This is a genomic window from Streptomyces yokosukanensis, assembly GCF_001514035.1.
Taxonomy (GTDB): domain Bacteria; phylum Actinomycetota; class Actinomycetes; order Streptomycetales; family Streptomycetaceae; genus Streptomyces; species Streptomyces yokosukanensis.
Genome location: NZ_KQ948208.1, coordinates 486,725 through 511,626 on the forward strand (window position 1 = coordinate 486,725; position 24,902 = coordinate 511,626).

The window sequence follows — 24,902 nt, forward strand, 5'->3', positions numbered from 1 at the left end:
CAGCGGGTATGACCAGCCCGGCGTCGGCGAAGCCCGCGGAGCGCGTCCCGACCGCCGCCTCCGCGCTCACCGCGAAGACCCATGTCACTCTGATCACCGGTGACCGGGTCGCCCTGGACGCCAAGGGCCGCATCGTCGGCCTGGAGCGGGCCAAGGGCCGTGAGCACATACCCTTCCAGGTCCGCAGGACCGCGGGCCACACGCTGGTCGTCCCGGTCGACGCGGCCCACCTGGTCGCCTCCGGCAAGCTGGACCAGCGCCTGTTCGACGTCACCGAGCTGAACAAGGCCGCCACCCGCAGGGCGCAGAAGGACGGTCTGCGGGTCATCGTCGGCTACACCGGCTCCGCGGCGGCCGCCAGGGCCGAGGTGCGGGGCGCGGGCCGGCTGCGCCACAGCCTGACCGCCCTCGACGCCGACGCCGTGCAGACCCCGGCCGAGAACACCGCCGCGCTGTGGCACGCCGTCACCGACGGCGGCGAGGCCGCCTCCGGCATCGCGCACATCTGGCTCGACGGCGTCCGCAAGGCCTCCCTCGACACGTCCGTGCCGCAGATCGGCGCGCCGGTCGCGTGGAAGGCCGGCTACACCGGCAAGGGCGTGAAGGTCGCCGTCCTGGACACCGGCGTGGACACCCGCCACCCGGACCTGAAGGACCAGGTGGTCGCGTCCAAGAACTTCACCGGCGCCGCCGACGCCACCGACCACTACGGGCACGGCACCCACGTCGCCTCCATCGTGGCGGGCACCGGCGCCAAGTCGGGCGGCAGGTACAAGGGAGTCGCCCCGGACGCCAAGATCCTCAACGGCAAGGTCCTGGACGACACCGGCTCCGGTGACGACTCCGGCATCCTCGCCGGCATGGAGTGGGCGGCCGCCCAGGGTGCGAGCGTCGTCAACCTCAGCCTCGGGGGCTACGACAGCCCCGGCATCGACCCCCTGGAGGCCGAGGTCAACAAGCTGTCCGTCACCAAGGGCATCCTGTTCGCGATCGCCGCGGGCAACGACGGCCCCCAGTCGATCGGTTCGCCGGGCAGTGCGGACGCCGCGCTCACCGTCGGCGCCGTCGACAAGAAGGACAAGCTCGCCGATTTCTCCTCCACCGGCCCGCGCGTCGGCGACGGCGCCATCAAGCCCGACGTCACCGCCCCCGGCGTGGACATCACGGCCGCCGCGGCCAAGGGCAGCGTCATCGACCAGGAGGTCGGCGAGAAGCCCGAGGGCTACCTGACCATCTCCGGCACGTCGATGGCCACCCCGCACGTCGCGGGCGCCGCAGCGATCCTCAAGCAGGAGCACCCGGGCTGGGGCTACGCCGAGCTGAAGGGCGCGCTGACCGGCTCCGCCAAGGGTGGCAACTACACGCCGTACCAGCAGGGTTCGGGCCGTATCGCGGTGGACAAGGCCATCGGGCAGTCCGTGGTCGCCGACCCGGTGTCGGTGAACTTCGGGACGCAGGCCTGGCCGCACACCGACGACAAGCCGGTCACCAAGAAGGTGACGTACCGCAACCTCGGCGACAAGGACGTCACGCTCACCCTGAGCAGCACCGCCCTCGACCCCAAGGGCCACGCCGCCCCGGCGGGCTTCTTCCGGCTCGGCGCGACGAAGCTGACGGTCCCGGCGCACGGCAAGGCCTCCGTCGACCTCACCGCGAACACCGAGCTGGGCGGCACCCTGGACGGCGCCTACTCCGCGTACGTGACCGCGACCGGCGCCGGCCAGAACGTCCGCACGGCCGCCGCGGTGCAGCGCGAGGTGGAGTCCTACGACGTCACGCTGAAGTTCATCGGCCGTGACGGCAAGCCGGCCAAGTCCTACACCACCGACCTCACCGGTGTGTCCGGGTTGGCGAGCGGCACGGAGATGACTCCGTACGACCCGTCCGGCACGGTGAAGGTGCGCGCCCCCAAGGGCACGTACCTCCTCAACTCCTCTGTCCTCGTGGACCCGAACGACAGTGGCAAGGGCCTCGACTGGATCGCCCAGCCGAAGCTGACCGTCGCCAAGAAGCAGACGATCACGATCGACGCGCGCAAGGCCAGGCCGGTGGACGTCACCGTCCCGGCCCCGGGTGTGAAGTCCCGGTTCGCCGCGCCCGGGTTCACCCTCACGCTCGGCGACAACCAGTACGGCTACACCTGGTTCCTGGACTCGTACAGGAACTTCCGCACCGCCCATCTGGGGCCGCAGGTGCCCGCGGGCCAGCTGTTCCAGCAGTGGGACGGCCACTGGACCAAGGGCACGAGCGAGCAGTACGACGTCACTGCCGGTGCCCCGGTCAGGCAGCTCGCCACCGGCTACACCCGGCACTACAGGGCCAGTGAGCTGGCCACGGTCAAGGCCCGCCTCGGTGCCGCGGCCGACGGCAAGACCGGCTCGCTCAGCGCCACCGGCTGGCTGCCCGGCGCCTCGGGCGCCACTTCGATCGACATCCCGCAGAAGCTGCCCGGCACCCGTACCCTGCACCTGTCCGCGGGCGGCGGAGCGCTGTGGGGCCTGGACTTCTCCCAGTACGGCGGGGTTGACCAGGACGGCTTCCCGGTTCTCGACGTGGGGTACTCGCTCGGCGAGTCCTCCTTCAGGGCCGGCCACGGCTACGCCAGGACGGTCAACACCGCGGTCTTCGGCCCGCACGTAGCCAAGGACTTCGGTCTCTTCCGCAACGGCAACGAGATCTACGGTTCGCTGCCGCTGTTCGCCGATTCCGGCAAGCACGCCGGGTCCTCGCAGTTCAGCTCGGTGAACACGACCCTGTACCGCGACGGCGTCAAGGTCGGCTCCAACACCGACCCGCTGTTCGGCGACGAGACCTTCAAGGTCCCGGCCGGTGCCGCCGCGTACCGGCTGACCACCTCGGTCACACGCTCGGCGACGGTGTCCCGGGCCTCCTCCCGGATCGACGCGGCCTGGACCTTCCGCTCCAAGAAGGTGTCCGGCGCCCCCGTCCAACTGCCCGCCTCGGTGCTGCACTACGGCATCACGACCGGCCTGGACAGCAAGGTCCCGGCCGGCCGCACGGTCACCTTCCCGGTCACCGTCGAGGGCGCGGCGGCGGGCGGCAACCTGAAGTCGCTGGCCGTGTACGTCTCCTACGACGGCAAGACCTTCACGAAGGCCGACGTCCGCGACGGCAGGATCACGGTGAAGAACCCGGCGAAGGGCAAGTCCGTCTCCCTGCGCTCCGAGATCACCGACAAGCAGGGCGACACGTCGCAGATCACGATCTACGACGCCTACTTCGGCAAGTGATCCACACCACCCACTGACGACACGAGGGGCCCCCGGACCACATCTCCGGGTGCCCCTCACCGTCCGGGACCAGCTAGGACGAGGCCACGCCGGTGGTGTGGGGTGTGTCTGTGCTCCAGTTGGAGAGCAGGCGCAGGGAGTCGGCGGACGGGGTGCCCGGTTCGGCGTGGTAGGTGATCAGGGACTGGTCCGAGCCGTCCGTCAGGCGGAACGACTCGTAGTTCAGGCAGAGGTCGCCCACCAGGGGGTGGTGCAGCCGCTTGACGCCGTGGTTCTTCTCCTTGACGTCGTGCGTCGCCCACAGCCGGCGGAACTCCTCGCTCTTCACCGACAGTTCGCCGACCAGCGCCGACAGCCGAGGGTCGTCCGGATAGCAGCCCGCGTCCATGCGCAGGGCGCAGACGATGTCGATCGCCTTCTGCTCCCAGTCGATGAACAGTTCGCGGTAGTCCGGCCGCAGGAACACCAGCCGCGCCCAGTTGCGCTCTCCCGCCGGCAGCTCCGCCCAGTCGCCGAAGACCGCCGCCGCCATCCGGTTCCAGGCCAGGATCTCCGAGCGGCGCCCCGAGACGTACGCCGGTACGCCGTCCATCGTGTCCAGCAGCTGCCGCAGCGCGACACGGACCTGCTGCTGCCGCGCGGCCGGCTTCTTCTTGTGCGCCTTGGGCTTGGCCAGATGCGTCAGATGCGCATGCTCGGCGTCCGACAGCCGAAGCGCCCGGGCGATCGAGTCCAGCACCTCCGCCGAGACATTGCGTCCGTTGCCCTGTTCCAGCCGGGTGTAGTACGCCACCGACACCCCGGCCAGCTGCGCCAGCTCCTCCCGGCGCAGCCCCGGCACCCGCCGGTGCCGGCCGAAGTCGGGCAGGCCCACGTCCTCCGGCTTCAGCCGGGCCCGCCGGCTGCGCAGGAACTCGCTCAGTTCGGCCCGCCGGTCCAGGGGCGGGGACGAGGGCAGGGGCTGGTTCTCCATACACCCAGTATTCACGGACCTACGTACAGGAGCCTGACCCCGCCGGTAGTAGGCACGGCGGACGTACGCAGAAGCGTGGTCTGGGTGGCCGTCGTAGCGTGGGAGAGGGTGAGTGCGTGCCCGGTGAGAAGCCAGCCGGGCGCGCTGACATCGCTAGGAGAACCCGGCATGACCACCACTGTTGCTGCTTACGCCGCGCCTGCCGCGAAGGCTCCGCTGGAGCGGACCACGATCGAGCGGCGCGCGGTCGGCGAGTTCGACGTCCTCATCGACATCGAGTTCGCCGGTATCTGCCACTCCGACATCCACCAGGCCCGGGAGGGCTGGGGTACGGCGATCTTCCCGATGGTGCCCGGTCACGAGATCGCGGGCGTCGTCTCGGAGGTCGGCCCGGGTGTCACCAAGTACTCCGTCGGTGACCGGGTGGGCGTCGGCTGCATGGTCGACTCCTGCCGCGCGTGCGACAACTGCACGGCCGGACTGCAGCAGTACTGCACCGGCGGCGGCCCGAACTGGACGTACAACTCCGTCGGCAAGGACGGGCAGCCCACCTACGGCGGCTACTCGCAGAAGATCGTCGTCGACGAGAACTACGTCCTCCGCATCCCCGACGGCCTCCCCCTGGACGTGGCGGCCCCGCTGCTGTGCGCCGGCATCACCACGTACTCCCCGCTCAAGCACTGGAACGCCGGTCCCGGCAAGAGGGTCGCGGTCATCGGCCTCGGCGGTCTGGGCCACATGGGCGTGAAGATCGCGGCGGCGCTCGGCGCCGAGGTCACCGTGCTGTCCCAGTCCCTGCGCAAGAAGGACGACGGGCTGAGGCTGGGCGCCACCCACTACTACGCGACCAGCGACCCGAAGACCTTCGAGAACCTCAAGGGCACCTTCGACATCATCCTCAACACGGTCTCCGCGCCGCTCGACTTCGACGCCTATCTGTCCCTGCTGCGCACGGACGGCGCGATGGTCAACGTCGGCATCCCCGAGGAGCCGGTCCGTATCCTGCTCTCCTCGGTGTTCGGCCACCGCCGCAGCCTGAGCAGTTCCGGCATCGGCGGCATCCCGGAGACCCAGGAGATGCTCGACTTCTGCGCCGAGCACAACCTGGGCGCCGAGATCGAACTGATCCGCGCCGACCAGGTCAACGAGGCGTACGAGCGGGTCGTGAACAGCGACGTCCGCTACCGCTTCGTGATCGACACGGCGACGATCTGAGGCCCTCCTAGGGCCTGTCCGCGGCCCAGCAGCCGGAGCAGATACGGTCCGCCGACCAGCGTGGTGAGCGCGCCGACCGGGATCTCCAGCGGTGGCGGCAGCGTGCGCGCCGCGAGGTCGGCGGCCACCAGCACCACCGCACCGGTCAGTGCCGAGCACAGCAGCGGCAGGTGCGGGCAGGCACGCCAGAGGCCGTCCGGCGGTACGAGGGTCTGCCCGACCACAGGCGGACGCCGACATGATCCCGGCGAGGAGGAGGAACAGGGCGAGGGCTACGAGCGCGGATCGGCGGTGCAGGAGGAGCGAGATCCGGGGGTGGGGCCGCACGGGCGCCTGTCGTCCGCGGGTCTGTGGTGCCTGCTCAGTGCACCGGCCACGCGCATCTCTCACGACACGGCCCCCTTCCGTCGCACCAGCACCACCAGCACCGGCACCCCCACCAACGCCGTCATCAGACCGGCCGCACTCCGATCAATAAATAAGGTGAGCCTGGCCTTACTTGCGTCGGCTGTTGGAGTGGTCCTGAGGGCGGCGGCAGGTGCGGGGCGGCGGGGGCGGGCAGTGTCGCCAGGCAAAGTCACAGTCCGTGACATTCGGCCCCGCCCAACCCGGTGAACCCCTTCAGGGCGTCCACCCCCTTCAGGAGGAGAGCGAAGGTGCCTCGGATCCGTGCCTCGATCGTGTCCCGAGTCGCTCTGGTCGTCGCGATGTCCGCGGCCGGCGCGGCGCCGGCCGCCGCCGACCAGCTACGACCCCCGCCCCGCGGCACGACCGTGCGGCCCGGCTCCGAGCGTGAGGTCGCCCCCTCCCGCTCGGATCTGGACGTCGTCGCCCTCAGCGTCGGCGGCGCACAGCCCGGCGGCACCACCAGGCTGCGCGCCCTCATCGCCAACTTCGGGCCGGACGAGACGGCGTCCGCCGCCACCGTCACCGTCACCGTGCCCGACGGCGCCTCGGCCGTCGGACCGTTCTTCCCCTCGTCCTGCACACCCGACGCGAACGGAAGCAGGGTCGTGTGCACCTTCGCCCCGGGGCTTCGCCTGCTGAAGACCGCCACCGTGCAGATCCCCGTCCGCGTCCGGACCGGCATCGCGCACGGCTCGGTCCTGTCCGGCGGCACGGTGACCGTGACCAGCCCCGACGACACGAACTCCGGCAACAACACGGCGGCCTACGCCCTTCGGGTGGGATGACGGTGATCCGCCCCGCAACCCCGCCCCTCACCCTCTCGATCCGCCGTCGTGCCGTCCTCGTCGTGGTGGCGATGGTGCTGGCCCTGCTCCCCGCCGGCCCCGCCTGGGCCGCGCCCACCGTCGTCCAGGACAGCCTGACCCCCACGAGCGCCTCGACGACCACACCGGTGAGCGCGAGGCTGCGGGTGCACACCGTCGGAGGGTGTCTGACGGTGCAGCAGCTGGGAGTCGCCGTACGCGACTCGGCCGGACACAACCTCGACTTCCCCGGCTCGCGCGGCACCACCACGATCTGCGGCAACGGCCTGACCATGACCACCGCGCCGCGCACCTTCGCTCCGGGCACCTACACCGAGTTCGGCTACTACCTGACCTCCACCGGCTATCACAGCCTGCCCTCCCGCACCCTCGTCATCACCCGCCCCGGGCCGCCCTCGCCTGCCGCGGGCAAGTCCCTCGCCTTCGACGAGGAGTTCGACGGTCCCATCGCCTTCGGCAGCCGCTGGAACGGCTCCACCACCAGCGCCTACCAGTACGGCAACCACAACCCCGGCGACAAGAAACTCGACTGGCTGAACCCCTCCGCGATCACCGTGTCCGGCGGTCTGAGCACCTTCACGGCCACCCCGGGCAGCCACATCCTGGAGAACGGCCTGCGCTCGTGGGACACCGGGCTGCTGACCACCGAAGGCACCACACAGAACTTCCGGACCCGTACCGGCGACTACGCCGAGGCGCGTGTCCAACTGCCCGCTGCCGACGGGTCCTGGCCCGCGGTGTGGACCTGGCTCAACGGGGACAGCGAGGTGGACGGTTTCGAGTACCACCCCGACAACCCGAACCTGCTGGAGATCGCCAACCACGTCCACCCGGCCGCCATTTACTACACCAACGCCGCGACCGTCTATCCGGGTGCGTGGATCACCGTGGGCGTCCGCTTCGGCGCCACGAACGACGACTGGTACGTCAACGGCAGACTGATCTACTCCGACCGCACCGGCGTCGGTACCACCTGGTCCCCCAACATCATCCTCAACTTCTCCGTCTCCGACGGCACTTACCACCCCGGCCCCAGCGACAACACCCCGATCGCCTTCAACGCCGACTATGTGAGGGTGTGGCGCTGAGACGGTCGCCGGACATGAGGGTGCCGGCCTGTTTGATCTGCTGAAGCAGGGGAGAGATCTCCATGCTCTGGACCCCGGGCAGCGACCCGATGCGGTCCGACGTGTATTCGAACAGCTCGTCGAGATCTCTGCAGTGCGCCACCGCGTGGATGTTGTAGGGCCCGGAGACAGCCGCGGCGAAGGCGATTCCGGGTTCCTGCGCGAGTGCGCGCCCCACGCTCTTGACCGCCGACGGATGCACGCGGAGCCACAGGTGCGCCCGCGCGTGGAAGCCCAGTGCCGCTGCGGCGATCTCGACGTCCACGTGGACGACGCGGCGCCGGAGCAGGGCCTGAAGGCGGCGCGAGGCGCGCCCGGGGGTGAGATCCGCCGCCGCACCGAGGGCGACGAGGCCGGCGCGGCCGTCCGCGGCGAGAACGTCGAGCATCTTCTCGTCCTCGGGGGTGAGCTGCACCGCGTCGCGCGTGACGACCGGGGCTTCCGTGAAAGGGCCGCCGGCGTCGCCGAGCGCCGATTTCTGCTCCGGGGTCAGCGTGCCGCGTAGAGCGGCCCAGTAGTGGCCGCGGCCTCCGATGAACTGACGGAGTATCGCGGACGCGTTGATGTCGATGACGGCCGCCGTCCGCGGAAGCCGCCGACCGAGCAGGTCCTCGCGCTGCTCCCGGGTCCGCGACCGCACCGCGCAGGTGATCTCGGAGTCGGCGGCACCGAGAGCCACCCAGCTGACGTCGTCGCGCTGCGCGAAGGCGGTCGCGGTTCACGGGTGCGGCAGGGCCTGCTCCGTCCAGACAGTCTTGCCGTCGTGGGTGTAGCGGGTGCCCCACCGCTCGGTGAGCTGCGCGACCAGGAAGAGTCCGCGTCCGCCCTCGTCCGTGCTGAGGGCCCGCCGCAGGTGGGGGGACGTGTGGCTGGTGTCGGACACCTCGCAGATCAGGCAGTGCGTGCGGATGAGGCGCAGGGTGATGGGGCCGGCCGCGTAACGGTAGGCGTTGGTGACGAGTTCGCTGGCGACCAGTTCGATGGTGAAGGCCAGTTCACTCAGCCCCCATTCGGTCAGTTTCGCCGTGATCAGCTCCCTGGCACGGGCGGCGGCCGTCGCTTCCAGGGGCAGCTGCCACGAGGCGACATCCTGCGGCCGCAGCACCCGGGTACGGGCGACGAGCAGCGCGATGTCGTCGATGGGGAGCTGGTCCTTGGGCAGCAGCGCCTCGAACACGGTGTGGCAGGTGTGGTCCAGAGGTTCCGTGGTGTGGGTGAGACAGGCGCGCAGGCTCTCCAGCGCCGCGTCCACGTCGCCGTCGCGTGCTTCCAGCAGGCCGTTGGTGTAGAGCGCGAGCAGGCTGCCCTCGGGGAGGTCCAGATCGTACGTCTCGAACGGCAGCCCGCCCAGGCCCAGCGGTGGACCCGCGGGCAGATCGAGCACGGTCACCTCGCCGCCCGGGGTGGACACCACCGGCGCCGGGTGGCCGGCGCGGGCCAGGGAGCAGTGCCGGGAGACCGGATCGTAGACCGCGTAGAGGCAGGTGGCGCCGAGCACCTGCTCGATCGCCGAGCGGTTGCCGTCGGTGTTCGACTCCAGCTCGGCGGCCAGCAGACTGACCAGATCGTCCAGCCGCGCCACCACCTCGTCCGGCTCCAGGTCGAGGCTGGCCAGGGTGCGCGCGGCGGCGCGCAGACGGCCCATCGAGGCCGCGGCGTGGATCCCGTGGCCGACCACGTCGCCCACGACAAGGGCGACCCGGGCCCCTGACAACGGGATCACGTCGAACCAGTCACCGCCGATGCCCGGTTCACCGCTGGCCGGGAGGTATCGGCAGGCCACTTCCACAGCCGGCAGGTCGGACGCCACGCTCGGCAGCAGACTGCGCTGAAGAGTCAGAGCGGCGCTCTGCTGCTGGGTGAAGCGGCGCGCGTTGTCGATGCAGACGGCCGCACGCGAGGAGAACTCCTGGGCCACCGCGACATCCTCGTCCTCGAAAGGCTCCGAATTGCGCGACCGCCACAGGCTCACCACGCCCAGGACCAGACCGCGCGCCAGCAGGGGCAGCGCGATCAGCGAATGAACGCCGAGACCCAGGGCGATCTCGATCCGCCGCCGGTCCAGGGCGTACCACTCGGGGCGGAGGGACAGCCGCCCTTCGAGGATCGGACGACGCTCGGCCAGGCACTGCGCCTGCGGAGATTCCGGAAGCACCGGGACCGTATCGCCCTGCCGGAACGGGACCCGGTGTTCCGGTGGCGAGAAGGCGATCCGGAGCAGCGGGCCCGCCGTACCGGCAAGGGGTTCGTCACCCAGTGTCACGGGCTTGAGGAGGTCCACCGAGCAGTAGTCGGCCAGGCCGTCGGCGGCCACGTCGGCCAGTTCCCGGGCGGTCTGCGTCACGTCCAGGGAGGTCCCGATCCGGGCGCTCGCCTCGTTCAGCAGCGCGAGCCTGCGTTGGGCCCGGTGGCGGTCGGTCACGTCCTCGATCGTCTCGGCCACACCGAGCACCCGGCCCGAGGGGTCCTCCATCCGGAACGCCGAGACGGACACGATCCGTTCCCGGCCGGGATCGTGGCGTGCCCGCGCGGACTGCTCCGTGAAGATCAACGGCTCGCCGGTCTCCAGGACGTGCCGCACCCGTTCCTCTGCCGGACCCGCGTCCTCGTCGACCATGAATTCGCGGGGGCGACGGCCCACCGGTGCCTCGGCCGGGACACCGCTCGCCTTCTCGACCGCACGGTTGACCCGGATCACCCTCCTGTCCAGACCGTGGACGACCAGACCGATGGGGGACCGGTGGTACAAGCCGTCCAGCAGCGCACGGTCCCGCTGCCAGGCGATCACCTCCGTGGCAGGAGCACCGACCAGGAACCACTCCCGACCGCCCCCCTCCCGGGTGACCGCACGGGTCCGGAAACCCATCTCCACACGGCTTCCGTCACGGTGCCGGACGGGCAGGACACCGAACCATCCCCCCGCCTTCACGGCGTCCACGACGACGGACCGCACGACGGGCAGGTCACGGGCGTCGACCAGGAGGTCCTGCCAGGCCCGTCCGATCACTTCCTCGGCCGGGTATCCGAGCAACTCCCGTGCACGTGTGCTCCAGCCGACGACGGTGCCTTGATCGTCGATCACAGCCGAGGCGCCACGACTGAGGGCGAAGGGATCCTCAGGGCTCTCGCTGAAATGCATCGACGGCGTCCCCATAGCCACCACCTTGCCTCCATGACTTCGATGTTCCTCCCCGTGCCCTGCCTCCGCGACTCCCCCGTCCCGGCGGGCGGAGCGCCGGCGGGGGGCGGGGCGTGGCTCCGTGCCTGCCGCGCCGCGGGCTCGGGAAGGCCCTGCATCCGGTGACGGAGAGGTCGCGTGCCCGGTCTGTGTCTACTCCCCGGGGAACGTTGCGACGCCGATCGGGCAGGACACACCCGTCCCACCGAGCCCGCAGTACCCGCCCGGGTTCTTGGTGTCCGAAAGGTACTGCTGGTGGTAGGCCTCCGCCGGGTAGAAGGGGCGGGGGGCGGAGGGGAGGATCTCTGTGGTGACGGTGCCGTAGCCGGAGGAGGTCAGGACCTTCTGGTACGCGGCGCGGGAGGCCTCGGCGGCGGCGGCCTGCTCCGGGGTGTGGGTGTAGATCGCCGAGCGGTACTGCGTACCGACGTCGTTGCCCTGGCGGAAGCCCTGGGTCGGGTTGTGGGATTCCCAGAAGGTCTTCAGCAGGCGGTCGTAGGAGATCACCTTCGGGTCGTGGACCACTCGGACCGCCTCCGTGTGGCCGGTCAGGCCCGAGCAGACCTCTTCGTACGTGGGGTGCTCCGTGTACCCGCCCTGGTAGCCGACCAGGGTCGTGTACACACCTGCCGGGAGCTGCCAGAACGCACGCTCTGCGCCCCAGAAGCAGCCCAGGCCGAAGTCGGCGACCTCCAGACCCTCGGGGTAGGGACCGAGCAGCGGCGTGCCGAGGACGGTGTGGCGGGCGGGGACCTCGTAGGCGGGTGAGGGGCGGCCCATGAGTGCCTGCTCGGGCGTGGGCAACTGCGGGGTGCGGCCGAAGAGCATGGGGTCTCCCTGTCCGTACGGAGGTGGGGGCCGGCCACCGGGCGGCTGCACCGGCACCGGCACCGGTACCTCCACAACGGATGGCCAGACCGTCGAATTCCGGCCGGACATGGGGTCGGGAGTGTCAGGACGCGGCGGTCGCCACCGCCTGCGCCGTCTCGTCGCGCACCCGGCAGTAGTACGCCGCCGCCCCGTCGCCCCGATAGCTCCACGGCAGCGCGTCCACATACCCGTCGACCAGCTTGAACTGCTCCAGCGCGGCCTCGTGCCGGTCCTGCAGATGCAGATAGAACGCCAGCAGGTGGCGCAGCTGGGCGAGGCCCGGGCGGCCGGGATCGGCGGCCGCCGCGGTAGCCGCGTCCGCGAGGCCGGCGTCGACCCTCGCCACCATCTCGGGCGTGCCGTCGGCCGCGACATCGGTCGACCTGTCGTGCTCGAAGTGCGCGACGAGCGGCAGCGCCGTCAGCAGACTGCCCACCGGCGCTTCGGCCGCCGCCCGCTCGGCGAAGTCGAGCGCCAGCTCCGACGATCCCCGCCACTTGGCGCACCAGTACTGCAGGGCCGCGTAGTGGGCGCCGTAGTGGTGCGGGGCACGAGAGGCGATCTCCGCCCACAGCTTGTCCATCTCCGCGTGCGGGTAGCCGAGTCCGAGCGCCACCCAGATCTCCGTGATGTACGGCGTCGGGTCGTCGGGGTTCAGCGCGGCTGCCCGCGCGATGTCCTCCCGCGCGGCGGCCAGCGTGCGGTGGAAGCCGTCGAACTGCTCACGCGTCGTGCTCTCGGCCCGCAGCGCACCCCGCAGTTCCCAGGCCAGGTACACCGTGCTCTGCGCCCTGACCACCGCCGCGTCCGGGTCCTCGGGGCGGGCCGCCTCCCAGCCCAGGAGCCAGCCGTCCTCCTCGGCCGCGGCCGTGCCCAGCAGACCGGTGACCGTCGAACGGCGCTCCCAGTCCCGGCCGACGACCCGCAGCAGTTCGGCCGCGGGCCGCCAGTCGCCGTCGCGCACCGCGGTGAGAGCGGCCGACCAGTCGTCCGGCAGCGGCGCGGAGTGCTCGGTGTCCTGCCGCTCGGCGGGCAGCAGGCCGAGCCGTTCAGCTGCCTGTGCCGCCTTGTCGGGGGCGGGAGGGCTCGGGGAGAAGAGCTCCTTCACGAACGCGCCGGTGAACCACACGGCGGCGATCACGACGGGGAGGGCCAGGATCCCCAGGATCCACAGGAGGACGGTCATCGGTGGTTCGATCCGTTCGTCGTACGTCGGGCATCGCTCGTCGGCTGTCGGGCATCGCTCGAGCGCTGTCGTTCGTCGGTTGTCGTTGTGCGGTTGTCGTGTGCTGTCACCGCGTCGCCGGGTGCAGCAGGGCCCGCAGGGGTGCGGTGTCGGGGTGGTCGGCGAGCGCCGCGTCCACCGCCTCGTCCAGCGCCGCTTCGGGCGCCTCGGCCTGCGCGGCCCGTGGGCTCCGGCCCGGCAGTCGTACGGTGGCCGGGCGGGACCAGGAGAACTCCCAGTGCAGCAGCGAACGCGCGCTGAACTCGGCCAGCACCATCGTCCGCACCGAGCCCCGCAGCACGGACCGCGCGAACTCGCGGAACGCCCGCCCCTTCGCGGCGGCCGCCTCCTGCGACAGCGGCAGCCGTTCGGCCAGTGCCCACAGCCCGCCCTCGTCGATGACCTTCAGCAGCGCGGCCGGCGTCGGGGGCTGTCCGGTGTAGGCGGCCAGCGCCCGGTGCAGCGGGGTCTGCGCCGTGGACAGGCCCGCCGCCATCGAGGAGTCCAGCAGCTCCTCCCAGCCCGCGGCGCGCCGGAAGGCGAGCACTTCGTCGACCAGGACGGCGTCCTCCAGCGCGGCCAGGGTCCGCTCCGGGTCGGTGAGCAGGGCGAGGGCCGCGCCCTTGGCCTCCTCGGTGCGTCCGTCGGCGGGCAGCGCCTCGATCCGGCGCACGCGCTCGGCGATCGGCGGGTGGGAGTCGTACGGCGACGCCGGTTCCTCGGGCAGCTTCGAGCGGAGCCGCACCAGCTCCGGCTCACGGGCCGTCAGCAGCTTCCCGAAGCCGCCGAAGAACTCGCCGCGCGGCGGCAGCAGTTCGGCCTGCAGACCCAGGGTGGCGTAGGAGTCGAGGTAGAAGCCGTGGGAGGTGGACAGGACCGGGATCTCGCGCAGCGCCGACGCCGTCGCGTCGCGTCCGGCGACCCGCGCGGCGGACAGGTCGGCGGCGAACTCCTGATTGCGCGCCGTGGACAGGGAGGCACGCATGTAGAGCTTGGCGTACGCGGTGTAGATCGTCGCCATCATCCGGTACATCGCCCCGGAGCCGCCGGTGTCGACCTTCTTGGCCTTCTTGCCCCTGGCGATCCGCCGGGCCGCGGCCTGCTCCTGCCGGGCCCGCTCGGCGGCCACCTTGCCGTCGGCCCTGGCGTGGAACTGCCCGATGACCCGGGCCAGTTGTACCCGGCCGCGCACGACCAGCGCGGACAGCCGGGTGTCGCCGCCGGTGAAGTGGCCGTACTCATGGGCGAGTACGGCCCGCAGCTGCGCCTCGGTCAGGCCGATCAGCAGCGGAACGCCCAGGTGCAGGCGGCGCCGTCCGGGGAGCAGACCGAGCAGCCGCGGCTCCTCGCTCACCGACGCGTTGACGTCGCCGGTGAGCAGGACGCGGTCGGGGACGCGGGTGCCGGCCGCGGTCGCGACGTCCCGGACCAGCGCCCACAGCCGGGGTTCCGCGGCCTCGGTGACCGGGATGCCGGGCTCGTCCTCACCCCTGGGTGTGCGCAGCATGAGCATGCCGCGTACGACGGGGACGCCGAGCAGCACCGACACGATGGCGATCTTCACGGTGACCAGGCCGTGTCCCCAGGTGAACACGGTGATGTCGAGAGCGACCAGTGTCGCGAGGAGCACGAGGCTCAGCAGATAGAAACCGAGCAGCAGAACGAGAGCGCGCAGTGCGCGCAGAGTTGCGCCCATCGGGCGGATCCCCCCACAGGACCTCAGAAAAGATCAGAAAAGACAGGACATGGTGCGGCGGGCACCACTCGGCACGGTGCCGAGACGACGGCGGCCGGGGCGTGCGGTGCGGTGTGGGGGGATGCCGGAGTATGCCCTACCGCAGGTCAGAAGGGCAATGCGGATATGGCGCCGGGCCGCTGCCCGGGGGTGCCGAGACGCCGTGGGCGGCTCAGCCGGGCAGGGTGGCCGGGCTGCCGCCGTTGGCCTCGTAACCGGCCACCGCCAGGGCGCGGTAGACGGCGAACTCGGCGGCCGGGTCGGCGGACAGCGTCCAGGGCAGTGCGCCGATGTGCCCGTCGACGTGCATCAGCTGGTGCATGGCCTCCTGCCAGCGCTCGGCGCGGACCAGGAAGAAGAGCAGCAGATGGCGGACGTGCGCGAGCATCGGGTCGTCGGGGCGGGCCGCGTGCGCGGCGTGCAGGGCGCCGTGCATCGCCTTGGTGACGACCTCGCTCTGGTAGAAGCTCGCCACCAGGTTCACCTCGGGGAGGTGCTCGAAGACCGCGAACAGCGGCAGCGCCGCGAGCAGCGAACCCTCCGGGGCGCGGGCCGCGGCGGCCTCGGCGAAGGAGTACGCCTGCTCGCGCGAGCCGTGCCACTTCTCGCACCAGTGGTGCAGCGCGGCCAGATGCGCGCCCATGTGGTGCGGGGCGCGGTCGAGGATCTTCAGCCACAGCTGGTCGAACTCGGCCTGGGAGTAGGCGAGTCCGCGGGCGATGGACAGCTCGATGATGTACGGCACCGGGTCGCCGGGGGCCAGCAGGGCCGCCTGCCCGCACGCGTCCCGGGCCTCCTCCATGATGATCCGGAAGTCGTCCGTGCCCGGCGTCGACGTCCGCCAGGCCTGCTGCACCAGGAACTCCGCGTAGACAGCGGCGGCGCCCGCGTCCTTGGGCTGCTCGGCCCGCCACACCCGCAGCCACTGGCCGCCCGGCGTCTCGTGCACCCCGCCCGGCCGCTGCTGCAGCTCCAGCGCGGCGGCGCCCGCGAAGGCCTGCACCCGCTGCCAGCGCCGCTCTCCCTCGGTCTCGGTGCCGGCCAGCAACTGGGAGGCCGCGCGGTAGTCCTGTGTGCGCTGCACCAGCTCCAGGACGTCCAGAAGGTCCTGGTCGGGGCCGGGCATGCGCACGTCCAGCTCTTCCTGGCGCACGAAGCCGTAGGCCGCCGGGTCGGCGGCGTCCGGGTGTCCCGGAGGAACCTGCTCGATCACCCCGCGCCTGCGCCGCATGAGCGGGAGCAGCACGAAGCTCAGCATGAGCAGTGCCATGAGCAGCCAGAGAATCGCCATGCCTCAAGCGAACCAGACGTCGCCGACGATTGGCCAACCCCACCGCCCGGCTGTGGAAAACTCTGGGCCGGGTCATGACAGCAGAGCGACTTCCGGCCGGCCCGAGACGGTGTCCCCGTGCCGGGGCGGGCGGTCCCGAGCGCGGCCCGCACAGGGAAATCCCTCTGTCCGGTGCGGCCCCTCGCCGTCCGGGCGTCAACATCCTGCCGAGCGCACTACGCTCGGTGCACATGAGCGACAGGCACATCAGTCAGCACTTCGAGACCCTCGCGATCCACGCGGGCAACACCGCGGATCCCCTCACCGGCGCGGTCGTCCCGCCGATCTACCAGGTCTCGACCTACAAGCAGGACGGCGTCGGCGGGCTGCGCGGCGGATACGAGTACAGCCGCAGCGCCAACCCCACCCGCACCGCCCTCGAGGAGAACCTCGCCGCGCTGGAGGGCGGCCGCCGCGGTCTCGCCTTCGCGTCCGGCCTGGCGGCCGAGGACACCCTGCTGCGCACGCTGCTCAGCCCCGGCGACCACGTGGTGATCCCGAACGACGCCTACGGAGGAACCTTCCGCCTCTTCGCCAAGGTCGTCACCCGCTGGGGCGTGGAGTGGTCCGTCGCCGACACCAGCGACCCGGCCGCCGTGCGCGCCGCGATCACCCCGAAGACCAAGGTCGTCTGGGTGGAGACCCCCTCCAACCCGCTGCTCGGCATCACCGACATCGCCGCCGTCGCCCAGGTCGCGCACAGCGCGGGCGCGAAGCTCGTCGTCGACAACACCTTCGCGACGCCCTACCTCCAGCAGCCGCTCTCGCTCGGCGCGGACGTCGTCGTCCACTCCCTGACCAAGTACATGGGCGGCCACTCGGACGTGGTCGGCGGTGCGCTGATCGTCGCCGACCAGGGCCTCGGCGAGGAACTGGCCTACCACCAGAACGCGATGGGCGCCGTCGCCGGCCCCTTCGACTCCTGGCTCGTGCTGCGCGGCACCAAGACCCTCGCCGTGCGCATGGACCGGCACAGCGAGAACGCCACCCGGGTCGTCGACATGCTGACCCGGCACGCGCGCGTGACGCAGGTGCTGTACCCGGGCCTGCCCGAGCACCCCGGTCACGAGGTCGCCTCGAAGCAGATGAAGGCGTTCGGCGGCATGGTCTCCTTCCGCGTCGAGGGCGGCGAGGAGGCCGCGGTCGAGGTGTGCAACCGGGCCAAGGTGTTCACCCTCGGCGAGTCGCTCGGCGGCGTCGAGTCCCTGATCGAGCACCCCGGCCGTATGACGCACGCCTCCGCGGCGGGCTCCGCCCTCGAGGTCCCCGCCGACCTGGTCCGCCTGTCGGTGGGCATCGAGAACGTCGACGACCTGCTCGCGGACCTGCAGCAGGCCTTGGGCTAGTCGGCGGTTCCCGGCGGTTTCCTGCGGTTTCCGAGAAGCCGGTGTCCCGTGGACGCACCGGCCGACGGCACGTCGTGCCGTCGGCCGTCCGGCTCGGCTCACCAGCCGGTGATCGGTGGTGTCGTCTGGGAGGGCGGCTGCGTCCACGGGTGCACCCGGGCCGCCCACACGCCGAACGCGACGGCCGCGGCGCAGGCCAGCAGCCACAGCACCCGGCGGACGAGCACCCTGCGCCGCAGCAGGCGCTCGCCTCGGCGCACGGCCTCGGCGCACAGGTCCGGCGGCACCGGCGCCGGTGCCTGCTCCATGAGCTGTCGCGCGGCGCTTTCCCGCTCGGCCCGGTTCACCCCGCCCTCCTCGTGCACCGGGGGCCCGGCGCGACCGTGCGGCCATGAGTGCGGGTGCCCCGCCGGGCACCGTCCGCTCGTACGGCGTTCCCGAGGCTCCGGACGCTGCCGACGCTCTCCTCGTGCCTCCCGCTCACGACGGCGCCACCTTCCTGCCCGCGGTCCGTGGGGCGGTCGGGCGGGCCGGGTGGAGCAAGGTCGCCGTCGCGCGGTCGCAGATGGTGTGGATGCGGTCCGTCGGCAGGCCCAGGAGGGCCGCCGCCTGCTCCTCGGCGACGCCTTCGTACAGGCGCAGCACCAGGATCAGCCGTTCCTGCGGGGTGAGCGCGGCGAGCGGGCTGCGTGGATCGGGGCGGGCGCGCCCGAAGGCGCCGTAGCGGTGCCAGGTCGCACGGGCGAATCGGGTGGCGAGGTACTGGCGGGCGCAGTCGTACGGATCCTCGCCGTGCAGCCGGTCCCAGTGCGCATAGGTGTGGGCGAGCGCGAGTGTCAGCAGCCGCCGCGCGCGCGGGTTGGCGTCCGGCGCCTCCGCCGTGAGCAGCGTGGCGGCATGCTGCAGACGTCCCGCCGCGCCCGCGACGAACGCCGCGAACTCCCTGGCCCGGCGGGCACCTCGGGACACCTGCCGATCACGCACCGCGCCTCCCCCTGGAGGAGCCCTGCCCGGTACGGACAGGTGAACCCCGTACGACACACAGGACCCGGTCTCATATGAGGCCAGCGGCGGGCCCGGGGTCAAGACTCCGGAACCGACCGGTATCCGCGAGCGCGCCGTCCGCGGGGGCCGGAGGCGGGGCGTCCGCGCCTCAGGACGTCGGCGGCTGTTCCGCCGGCCCCGGTCCCGGCACCGTCATCCGGGCGGACAGGGCGTGGTTGAAGCGGGTCAGGAGAGTGCAGAAGTCCTCGCGTTCCTCCGGTGCCCAGTCCTGTGTCAGCTCGGCCATCAGCTGACGCCGGGAGGAGCGCACCTCTTCGAGCCGGGTGCACCCGCGCGGGGACAGCTGCAGGACCACCGCGCGTCCGTCCTCGGGGTGCGAGGTGCGCTTGACGAGCCCGGAGTCGACCAGCGGAGCCACCTGGCGCGTCACCGTGGAGGAGTCGATGCCCATGCTCGCGGCGAGCGCCTTGACGCCCATGGGGCCTTCCTTGTCGAGGCGGTTGAGCAGCAGGTAGGCCGCCCGGTCCATGGAGTTGCGCACCTGCCCCACACCCCCGAGCCGCGTCTGTTCGGCACGGCGGGCGAACACCGCCACCTCGTGCTGGAGGGTGTCGAGAAGACCGGTGTCACCGACGGTCGTCATGTCCATCGACATTTCGGGTGTTGTGGGCATGGCCGGAGGCTCGCTTCATGAAGGGCTGCTGGGTTGGGGGACAGGGTACGCGGCCCGGGGGCGCCACGTACCGGCGCTGCACGAACCGGTCTCGGAGCTTGGTCACACCAGTCGTGCACGAGCGTGAACTGCGATGCTGGAGTCATGAGCTACGGCACGGTCGGCTCCTTGCGTTGCGTCACCCTCGACGACGTGCGCGGAGCCCGGAAGATGCTCTCGGGCGTGGCGCGGGTGACCGCGATGGAGGGGAGCCGGTACCTGTCCCGGCTGGTCGGCGCGCCGGTGCAGCTGAAGTGCGAGAACCTCCAGCGGACCGGCTCGTTCAAGCTGCGCGGCGCCTATGTCCGGATCGCCGGTCTGCTTCCGGAGGAACGTTCCGCCGGAGTGGTGGCCGCGAGCGCCGGGAACCACGCGCAGGGCGTGGCGCTGGCCTCCTCGCTGCTCGGTGTCCACTCCACGGTGTTCATGCCGAAGGGCGCCCCGCTGCCGAAGATCAGTGCGACCCGCGACTACGGCGCCGAGGTGCGGCTGCACGGTCAGGTGGTCGACGAGACGCTGGCCGCCGCCGAGGAGTACGCGGCCGAGACGGGCGCGGTGTTCATCCACCCCTTCGACCACCCGGACGTCATCGCCGGTCAGGGCACGGTGGGCCTGGAGATCCTCGAACAGTGCCCGGAGGTGCGCACCATCGTCGTCGGGATCGGCGGCGGCGGGCTCGCGGCCGGGATCGCGGTGGCGGTGAAGGCGATACGGCCGGACGTCAGGATCGTCGGCGTGCAGGCGGAGGGCGCGGCGGCCTACCCGCCCTCGCTGGCCGCCGGGTATCCGGTGTCGGTGGAGCACCCGGCGACGATGGCCGACGGCATCAAGGTGGGGCGGCCGGGCGTGGTGCCGTTCGGGATCATCCGCGATCTGGTCGACGAGGTGCGCACCGTCGGTGAGGACCACCTGTCGGCCGCGCTGCTGCTGTGCCTGGAGCGGGCCAAGCTGGTCGTGGAGCCGGCCGGGGCGAGCCCGGTCGCGGCGCTGCTGGCCGCGCCGGACGCCTTCGAGGGCCCGGTCGTCGCGGTGCTCTCGGGCGGGAACGTGGACCCGGTGCTGATGGAGCGCGTGCTGCGGCACGGGATGGCCGCGCAGGGCCGCTACCTGGCCGTACGGCTGCGCCTCACGGACCGCCCCGGCGCCCTCGCCACGCTTCTCGGGGTGTTGTCGGTGGTCGACGCCAACGTCCTCGACGTGAGCCATGTCCGAACCGATCCCCGGCTCGGCCTCACGGAGGCGGAGGTCGAGCTGCACCTGGAGACGAAGGGTCCGGCGCACTGCGCCGAGGTCGACCAGGCCCTGCGCGACGCGGGGTACGTCGTCATCGCCTGAGGCCGCGGCCTCTTCGCCATCCGTTCAGGTGAAGTGCATTGAGCAACGCGATACATCGCGTTATGGTGTGTCGCAGTGGCCGTGGGCTCACTGCACGCATGTGGAAGAACCGCAGGCGTATCCGATGACGTGGAGACAGACATGCCAGGCGCCATCCATGCCGAAGGCCTGGTGAAGACCTTCGGCGACGTAAGGGCTCTCGACGGCGTAGATCTGGACGTGCCCGAGGGCACGGTCCTCGGCCTGCTCGGGCCGAACGGCGCCGGTAAGACGACGGCCGTCCGCTGCCTGACGACCCTGCTGCGCCCCGACAGCGGCAAGGCGCTCGTGGCGGGTGTGGACGTACTGAAGCATCCCGACGCCGTGCGCCGCTCGATCGGTCTGTCCGGCCAGTTCGCGGCGGTCGACGAGTATCTGACCGGCCGGGAGAACCTGCAGATGGTCGGGCAGCTCTACCAGATGAGGAGCAAGGCGGCCAAGGTGCGCGCGACGGAGCTGCTGGAGCAGTTCAATCTCGCGGACGCCGCCGACCGCCCCGCCAAGACCTACTCCGGAGGCATGCGCCGCCGGCTCGACCTCGCCGCGGCCCTCGTGGTCTCGCCGCCGGTGATGTTCATGGACGAGCCGACGACCGGCCTCGACCCGCGCAACCGCCAGCAGCTGTGGGAGGTCATCAGGCAGCTCGTACTCGGCGGTACGACCCTGCTGCTCACCACCCAGTATCTGGAGGAGGCCGACCACCTCGCCCATGACATCGCGGTGGTCGACCACGGCCGGGTCATCGCCAAGGGCACCTCCGACCAGCTCAAGGCCCGCACCGGCGGCGAGCGCGTCGAGGTCGTGGTGCACGAGCGCGAACACATCGCGACCGCGGTCGAGGTGCTGCGCGGCTTCGGCAAGGGCGAGGTCACGGTCGAGGAGCACACCCGTAGGCTCACGGTCCCCGTCGCCGGGGGTGCCAGGCTGCTCGCCGAGGTCATCCGCGAGCTGGACATCCGCGGGATCGAGATGGACGACGTCGGGCTGCGCCGCCCGACCCTCGACGACGTCTTCCTGTCGCTGACGGGACACGTGGCCGAGACCGCCGCCCGGGACGAGCAGGACGAGCCGGACGAGCAGGACGAGCAGGACGAGAGCCCCGCCGACGCCGGCAAGGAGGCCGTGAAGTGAGCGCCACGAGTGATTCCCTGGTCATCGCCCGCCGGAATCTGATCCGCATGGGCCGGATTCCCGAAATGCTGGTGTTCGGGCTGATCCAGCCCATCATGTTCGTGGTGCTGTTCACCTATGTGTTCGGCGGCTCGATCCAGGTCGGCGCGTCCAACTCCACGCAGGCCTACCGCGAGTTCCTGATGGCCGGCATCTTCGCCCAGACCGTCACGTTCGCCACGGCGGGCGCCGGCGCGGGCATCGCCGACGACATGCACAAGGGCCTCATCGACCGTTTCCGCTCCCTGCCCATGGCGCGCGGCGCGGTCCTGACCGGGCGCACCCTCGCCGACCTGGTGCAGACGGCGCTCACCCTGGTCGTCCTGGCGGTCGTCGCCCTGGTCGTCGGCTGGCGCACGCACGAGAACCTCGGCAAGGTGCTCGCCGGATTCGGTGTGCTCCTGCTGCTCGGGTACGCGTTCTCGTGGATCGGCGCGCTCATCGGCCTGTCCGTGCGCACCCCTGAAGCGGCCACCTCGGGCGGTCTGATCTGGCTGTTTCCGCTGACGTTCATCTCGAACGCGTTCGTGGACGCGAACCAGATGCCGGCCTTCCTGCGGCACATAGCGGAGTGGAACCCGTTCAGCGCCACGGTGCAGGCCTCCCGCGAGCTGTTCGGGAACCTCCCCCCGGGCTTCGAGACGCCCGACGCCTGGCCCATGCAGCACCCCGTGTGGGCCTCGCTGATCTGGTCGGTCGTGATCATCCTGGTCTTCCGCACGCTCGCGGTCCGCAAGTACCGCCGGGCGGCCGGCTGACCCTCCCGGCGGTCCGGGGGTACGCAAAAGCCCCCGGTGTCCGGCCGGATCGGCGGGCACCGGGGGCTTGGGAGTCGCAGGGGCTCGGTCAGCCCGAGTACGGCTCGGCCTTCAGGATCTTCACCGAGGCCGTCTTGCCGTTCGGCAGCTCGTACTCCGCGTCCTCGCCCACCTTGTGGCCGAGGACACCGGTGCCGAGCGGGGACTGCGGCGAGTACGTCTCGATGTCGGCGCTCGCGTACTCGCGGGAGGCGAGCAGGAACGTCATCGTGTCGTCCTCGTCACCGTCGAAGGCGATCGTGACGACCATGCCGGGCGCGACGGCACCGTCGGTGGAGGCCGGGGTCTCGCCCACCTTGGCGTTCTCGAGAAGCTGGGTCAGCTGCCGCACGCGCAGCTCCTGCTTGCCCTGCTCCTCCTTGGCCGCGTGGTACCCACCGTTCTCGCGCAGGTCGCCCTCCTCGCGCGCGGCCGCGATCTTGGCGGCGATCTCCGTGCGCGCAGGACCAGTAAGGTACTCAAGCTCGGTCTTGAGCTTGTTGTACGCCTCCTGGGTCAGCCAGGTGACGTTCTCGCTGGTCTGGGTCACAGGGTGCTCCTCGTCGGTACTGGGAATACAAAGCATCGCCCTACCCAGAAGAATGTTCCCTCTTGGATGGGCGAAACCACGAGCCTAACAATTCAAGGCCGTAAGGGGGAGGACATAAGCCATCAGAATCACATCAATGCAGGTCAGCATGTGTGTATTCCGGGTGACGGCCGGGGAGTGTCCGTCGTCCGCCGTCGTCAGCCAGTGTGACAGCCGAGCAGCTCGGCCGTGGTGCCCTTCGCCGTCGTACGGAGCGTGACGACCTGGTCGACGCGTGTGTCCGACGCGGTGAAGCGGAAGTCGGCCCGGCCCACCTCGGAGCCGTCCGCCGCCTGGGAGCGCAGGGTGCAGTAGCCGTCGGTGCCGGAATCCTTGTGGACCTCCAGATGCACCTTCACCGCGTTGTCCGTGGCCTCGAAGGTGATCACCTGGGCGCTGATCTTGGTCTCGACGACATAGTGGTAGGCGAAGTACCCGACCAGGATGAGCAGGGCAGCGCCGAGCACGGCACCGGCGATCTTGAGCTTGCGGTCGGCGCGCTCGTCCGAGGAGCGGCCGTAGCGGCCCTCGGGCAGCCGCGTGCTCGCCGTACTCATGATCGTCCTCTCCGCGGAATTATTCGTCCCCCGATTCCGTCACTATAGAAGCCGCCGTTCGCGCCGAAGACACGGGGCGCCGAGTTACCGAGGATTGAGTCTTGACTGACCAGCTGCGACTGATGGCCGTACACGCGCACCCCGACGACGAGTCGAGCAAGGGCGCCGCCACCATGGCGAAGTACGTGTCCGAGGGGGTGGACGTGCTGGTGGTGACCTGCACCGGCGGAGAGCGTGGGTCCATCCTCAATCCGAAGCTCCAGGGCGACAAGTACGTCGAGGAGCACATCCACGAGGTCCGCAAGAAGGAGATGGACGAGGCCCGGGAGATCCTCGGCGTCAAGCAGGAGTGGCTCGGCTTCGTCGACTCCGGCCTGCCCGAGGGCGACCCGCTGCCGCCGCTGCCCGACGGCTGCTTCGCCCTCGAGGACGTCGACAAGGCGGCCGGCGAGCTGGTGCGCAAGGTCCGCGCCTTCCGCCCGCAGGTGATCACCACCTACGACGAGAACGGCGGCTACCCGCACCCCGACCACATCATGACCCACAAGATCTCCATGGTGGCGTTCGAGGGCGCGGCGGACACCGAGAAGTACCCGGAGAGCGAGTACGGCGCGGCCTACCAGCCGCTGAAGCTCTACTACAACCAGGGCTTCAACCGGCCCCGCACCGAGGCCCTGCACCAGGCGATGCTCGACCACGGCCTGGAGTCGCCCTACGGCGAGTGGCTCAAGCGCTGGAGCGAGATCGAGCGCGCCGAGCGCACGCTGACCACGCACGTTCCGTGCGCGGACTTCTTCGAGATCCGCGACAAGGCGCTGATCGCGCACGCCACGCAGATCGACCCCGACGGCGGCTGGTTCAAGGTGCCGATGGAGCTGCAGAAGGAGGTCTGGCCCACCGAGGAGTACGAGCTGGCGAAGTCGCTCGTCGATACCTCCCTCCCCGAGGACGACCTCTTCGCGGGCATCCGCGACAATGCCTAGCATGAGCGCAAGCGTGAGCCTGGCAGTGACGCATCTCGTCCCCCTCGCCAAGGAGGTGGACGAGAACAAGGTCACCCCCGGTGTCCTCGGCTTCATCGTCTTCGCGGTGATGGCCCTGGCGGTCTGGGGCCTGATGAAGTCGATGAGCAAGCACATGAACAAGGTCGACTTCAAGGAGGCCCCGGACGCGGAGGCCGGGCAGAAGGCCGACTCCGCGGCCCAGCGGGGCTGAC

At 71.0% G+C, this 24,902-nt stretch carries 23 protein-coding genes; 10 read left to right on the forward strand and 13 right to left on the reverse strand.

The features are described 5' to 3' along the window. Window positions 1–8 precede the first annotated feature (8 nt). The gene (locus AQI95_RS08845) at window positions 9–3,251 is read left to right on the forward strand and encodes a S8 family peptidase (RefSeq protein ID WP_067120445.1); all 3,243 of its coding nucleotides are present in this window, start codon (window positions 9–11) and stop codon (window positions 3,249–3,251) included. A gap of 73 nt (window positions 3,252–3,324) precedes the next feature. On the opposite strand, the gene AQI95_RS08850 is transcribed toward AQI95_RS08845, so the two are convergent. Continuing rightward, window positions 3,325–4,224: a helix-turn-helix domain-containing protein gene (locus AQI95_RS08850; RefSeq protein WP_067120009.1), complete on the reverse strand. Its 900-nt coding sequence runs from the start codon at window positions 4,222–4,224 to the stop codon at window positions 3,325–3,327. 168 nt (window positions 4,225–4,392) lie between these two features. Between AQI95_RS08850 and AQI95_RS08855 the strand changes: the two genes are divergently transcribed. After that, on the forward strand, window positions 4,393–5,439 hold the full coding sequence (locus tag AQI95_RS08855) for an NAD(P)-dependent alcohol dehydrogenase (RefSeq protein ID WP_067120012.1): 1,047 nt from the start codon (window positions 4,393–4,395) through the stop codon (window positions 5,437–5,439). On the opposite strand, the gene AQI95_RS08860 is transcribed toward AQI95_RS08855, so the two are convergent. Continuing rightward, entirely contained in the window at window positions 5,406–5,663 is a 258-nt protein-coding gene (locus AQI95_RS08860; RefSeq protein ID WP_067120014.1) for an iron chelate uptake ABC transporter family permease subunit, read from the reverse strand. The two genes, AQI95_RS08855 and AQI95_RS08860, sit on opposite strands and share 34 nt — an antisense overlap. Before the next feature lie 432 nt (window positions 5,664–6,095). On the opposite strand from AQI95_RS08860, the gene AQI95_RS08865 reads away from it, so the two are divergent. Further along, window positions 6,096–6,632: a DUF11 domain-containing protein gene (locus AQI95_RS08865; RefSeq protein ID WP_067120016.1), complete on the forward strand. Its 537-nt coding sequence runs from the start codon at window positions 6,096–6,098 to the stop codon at window positions 6,630–6,632. Beyond that, window positions 6,629–7,759, forward strand: a complete 1,131-nt coding sequence (locus AQI95_RS48855) for a glycoside hydrolase family 16 protein (RefSeq protein ID WP_425264867.1) — start codon at window positions 6,629–6,631, stop codon at window positions 7,757–7,759. The genes AQI95_RS08865 and AQI95_RS48855 overlap by 4 nt, the downstream gene beginning before the upstream one ends. On the opposite strand, the gene AQI95_RS08875 is transcribed toward AQI95_RS48855, so the two are convergent. From AQI95_RS08875 to AQI95_RS08900, 6 genes are all read right to left on the reverse strand, one after another. After that, complete coding sequence (locus AQI95_RS08875) at window positions 7,728–8,477, reverse strand: Lrp/AsnC family transcriptional regulator (protein ID WP_244188674.1); 750 nt, start codon at window positions 8,475–8,477, stop codon at window positions 7,728–7,730. The genes AQI95_RS48855 and AQI95_RS08875 overlap by 32 nt on opposite strands. A 39-nt stretch (window positions 8,478–8,516) precedes the next feature. Beyond that, complete coding sequence (locus tag AQI95_RS08880) at window positions 8,517–10,952, reverse strand: SpoIIE family protein phosphatase (protein ID WP_067120018.1); 2,436 nt, start codon at window positions 10,950–10,952, stop codon at window positions 8,517–8,519. Between the two features lie 177 nt (window positions 10,953–11,129). Next, a complete protein-coding gene (gene msrA / locus AQI95_RS08885) occupies window positions 11,130–11,804 on the reverse strand; it encodes a peptide-methionine (S)-S-oxide reductase MsrA (RefSeq protein WP_067120020.1) in 675 nt (224 codons plus the stop codon). A gap of 124 nt (window positions 11,805–11,928) precedes the next feature. Beyond that, on the reverse strand, window positions 11,929–13,032 hold the full coding sequence (locus tag AQI95_RS08890) for a hypothetical protein (RefSeq protein ID WP_067120022.1): 1,104 nt from the start codon (window positions 13,030–13,032) through the stop codon (window positions 11,929–11,931). 106 nt (window positions 13,033–13,138) lie between these two features. Then, complete coding sequence (locus tag AQI95_RS08895) at window positions 13,139–14,767, reverse strand: M48 family metalloprotease (protein WP_067120024.1); 1,629 nt, start codon at window positions 14,765–14,767, stop codon at window positions 13,139–13,141. Between the two features lie 211 nt (window positions 14,768–14,978). Further along, window positions 14,979–16,097 carry a hypothetical protein gene (locus AQI95_RS08900; RefSeq protein ID WP_067120026.1) on the reverse strand — a complete coding sequence of 373 codons (1,119 nt, stop codon included), beginning with the start codon at window positions 16,095–16,097 and terminating at the stop codon, window positions 14,979–14,981. Window positions 16,098–16,327: 230 nt separating this feature from the next. Here AQI95_RS08900 and AQI95_RS08905 point away from each other — a divergent pair, with 230 nt between their 5' ends. Then, window positions 16,328–17,482: a cystathionine gamma-synthase gene (locus AQI95_RS08905; RefSeq protein WP_067120028.1), complete on the forward strand. Its 1,155-nt coding sequence runs from the start codon at window positions 16,328–16,330 to the stop codon at window positions 17,480–17,482. A 98-nt stretch (window positions 17,483–17,580) separates the two neighbouring features. Here AQI95_RS08905 and AQI95_RS08910 read toward each other — a convergent pair whose 3' ends face one another. The 3 genes from AQI95_RS08910 to AQI95_RS08920 all read right to left on the reverse strand — a co-directional run bounded on the left by AQI95_RS08910 (window position 17,581) and on the right by AQI95_RS08920 (window position 19,142). Further along, complete coding sequence (locus AQI95_RS08910) at window positions 17,581–17,829, reverse strand: hypothetical protein (RefSeq protein ID WP_067120030.1); 249 nt, start codon at window positions 17,827–17,829, stop codon at window positions 17,581–17,583. Window positions 17,830–17,962: 133 nt separating this feature from the next. Next, window positions 17,963–18,466: a sigma factor-like helix-turn-helix DNA-binding protein gene (locus tag AQI95_RS08915; protein WP_067120032.1), complete on the reverse strand. Its 504-nt coding sequence runs from the start codon at window positions 18,464–18,466 to the stop codon at window positions 17,963–17,965. 169 nt (window positions 18,467–18,635) lie between these two features. After that, window positions 18,636–19,142 (reverse strand): MarR family winged helix-turn-helix transcriptional regulator, encoded by a 507-nt coding sequence (locus tag AQI95_RS08920; protein ID WP_482255581.1) that lies wholly within the window; start codon window positions 19,140–19,142, stop codon window positions 18,636–18,638. A gap of 162 nt (window positions 19,143–19,304) precedes the next feature. On the opposite strand from AQI95_RS08920, the gene ilvA reads away from it, so the two are divergent. The 3 genes from ilvA (at window position 19,305) to AQI95_RS08935 (ending at window position 22,501) form a co-directional block, all read left to right on the forward strand. Next, window positions 19,305–20,534, forward strand: coding sequence for a threonine ammonia-lyase (ilvA, locus tag AQI95_RS08925; RefSeq protein WP_067120034.1), 1,230 nt, complete (start codon window positions 19,305–19,307; stop codon window positions 20,532–20,534). A gap of 141 nt (window positions 20,535–20,675) precedes the next feature. Beyond that, on the forward strand, window positions 20,676–21,704 hold the full coding sequence (locus tag AQI95_RS08930) for an ATP-binding cassette domain-containing protein (protein WP_067120036.1): 1,029 nt from the start codon (window positions 20,676–20,678) through the stop codon (window positions 21,702–21,704). Window positions 21,705–21,751: 47 nt separating this feature from the next. Then, a complete protein-coding gene (locus AQI95_RS08935; RefSeq protein ID WP_244188690.1) occupies window positions 21,752–22,501 on the forward strand; it encodes an ABC transporter permease in 750 nt (249 codons plus the stop codon). Between the two features lie 88 nt (window positions 22,502–22,589). Here the strand turns inward: AQI95_RS08935 and greA are convergent, their stop codons facing one another. Then, the gene (gene greA, locus AQI95_RS08940; protein WP_067120040.1) at window positions 22,590–23,090 is read right to left on the reverse strand and encodes a transcription elongation factor GreA; all 501 of its coding nucleotides are present in this window, start codon (window positions 23,088–23,090) and stop codon (window positions 22,590–22,592) included. A 197-nt stretch (window positions 23,091–23,287) separates the two neighbouring features. After that, window positions 23,288–23,686, reverse strand: coding sequence for a DUF4307 domain-containing protein (locus AQI95_RS08945; RefSeq protein ID WP_067120042.1), 399 nt, complete (start codon window positions 23,684–23,686; stop codon window positions 23,288–23,290). Between the two features lie 101 nt (window positions 23,687–23,787). On the opposite strand from AQI95_RS08945, the gene mca reads away from it, so the two are divergent. Together mca and AQI95_RS08955 are read left to right on the forward strand one after the other, a co-directional pair. After that, the gene (mca, locus tag AQI95_RS08950; RefSeq protein WP_079071140.1) at window positions 23,788–24,669 is read left to right on the forward strand and encodes a mycothiol conjugate amidase Mca; all 882 of its coding nucleotides are present in this window, start codon (window positions 23,788–23,790) and stop codon (window positions 24,667–24,669) included. Further along, window positions 24,662–24,901 (forward strand): hypothetical protein, encoded by a 240-nt coding sequence (locus AQI95_RS08955; protein ID WP_079071141.1) that lies wholly within the window; start codon window positions 24,662–24,664, stop codon window positions 24,899–24,901. Before mca ends, AQI95_RS08955 begins: the two co-directional genes overlap by 8 nt. Window position 24,902 lies beyond the last annotated feature (1 nt).

Excerpts from the sequence above, each read along its gene's own strand:
- AQI95_RS08845 (WP_067120445.1), top strand. The coding sequence starts at position 9 with ATGACCAGCCCGGCGTCGGCGAAGCCCGCGGAGCGCGTCCCGACCGCC.
- AQI95_RS08850 (WP_067120009.1), bottom strand. The coding sequence starts at position 4,224 with ATGGAGAACCAGCCCCTGCCCTCGTCCCCGCCCCTGGACCGGCGGGCC.
- AQI95_RS08855 (WP_067120012.1), top strand. The coding sequence starts at position 4,393 with ATGACCACCACTGTTGCTGCTTACGCCGCGCCTGCCGCGAAGGCTCCG.
- AQI95_RS48855 (WP_425264867.1), top strand. The coding sequence starts at position 6,629 with ATGACGGTGATCCGCCCCGCAACCCCGCCCCTCACCCTCTCGATCCGC.
- AQI95_RS08880 (WP_067120018.1), bottom strand. The coding sequence starts at position 10,952 with ATGGGGACGCCGTCGATGCATTTCAGCGAGAGCCCTGAGGATCCCTTC.
- msrA (WP_067120020.1), bottom strand. The coding sequence starts at position 11,804 with ATGCTCTTCGGCCGCACCCCGCAGTTGCCCACGCCCGAGCAGGCACTC.
- AQI95_RS08890 (WP_067120022.1), bottom strand. The coding sequence starts at position 13,032 with ATGACCGTCCTCCTGTGGATCCTGGGGATCCTGGCCCTCCCCGTCGTG.
- AQI95_RS08895 (WP_067120024.1), bottom strand. The coding sequence starts at position 14,767 with ATGGGCGCAACTCTGCGCGCACTGCGCGCTCTCGTTCTGCTGCTCGGT.
- AQI95_RS08900 (WP_067120026.1), bottom strand. The coding sequence starts at position 16,097 with ATGGCGATTCTCTGGCTGCTCATGGCACTGCTCATGCTGAGCTTCGTG.
- AQI95_RS08905 (WP_067120028.1), top strand. The coding sequence starts at position 16,328 with ATGAGCGACAGGCACATCAGTCAGCACTTCGAGACCCTCGCGATCCAC.
- AQI95_RS08920 (WP_482255581.1), bottom strand. The coding sequence starts at position 19,142 with ATGTCGATGGACATGACGACCGTCGGTGACACCGGTCTTCTCGACACC.
- ilvA (WP_067120034.1), top strand. The coding sequence starts at position 19,305 with ATGAGCTACGGCACGGTCGGCTCCTTGCGTTGCGTCACCCTCGACGAC.
- AQI95_RS08930 (WP_067120036.1), top strand. The coding sequence starts at position 20,676 with ATGCCAGGCGCCATCCATGCCGAAGGCCTGGTGAAGACCTTCGGCGAC.
- AQI95_RS08935 (WP_244188690.1), top strand. The coding sequence starts at position 21,752 with ATGGGCCGGATTCCCGAAATGCTGGTGTTCGGGCTGATCCAGCCCATC.
- AQI95_RS08945 (WP_067120042.1), bottom strand. The coding sequence starts at position 23,686 with ATGAGTACGGCGAGCACGCGGCTGCCCGAGGGCCGCTACGGCCGCTCC.
- AQI95_RS08955 (WP_079071141.1), top strand. The coding sequence starts at position 24,662 with ATGCCTAGCATGAGCGCAAGCGTGAGCCTGGCAGTGACGCATCTCGTC.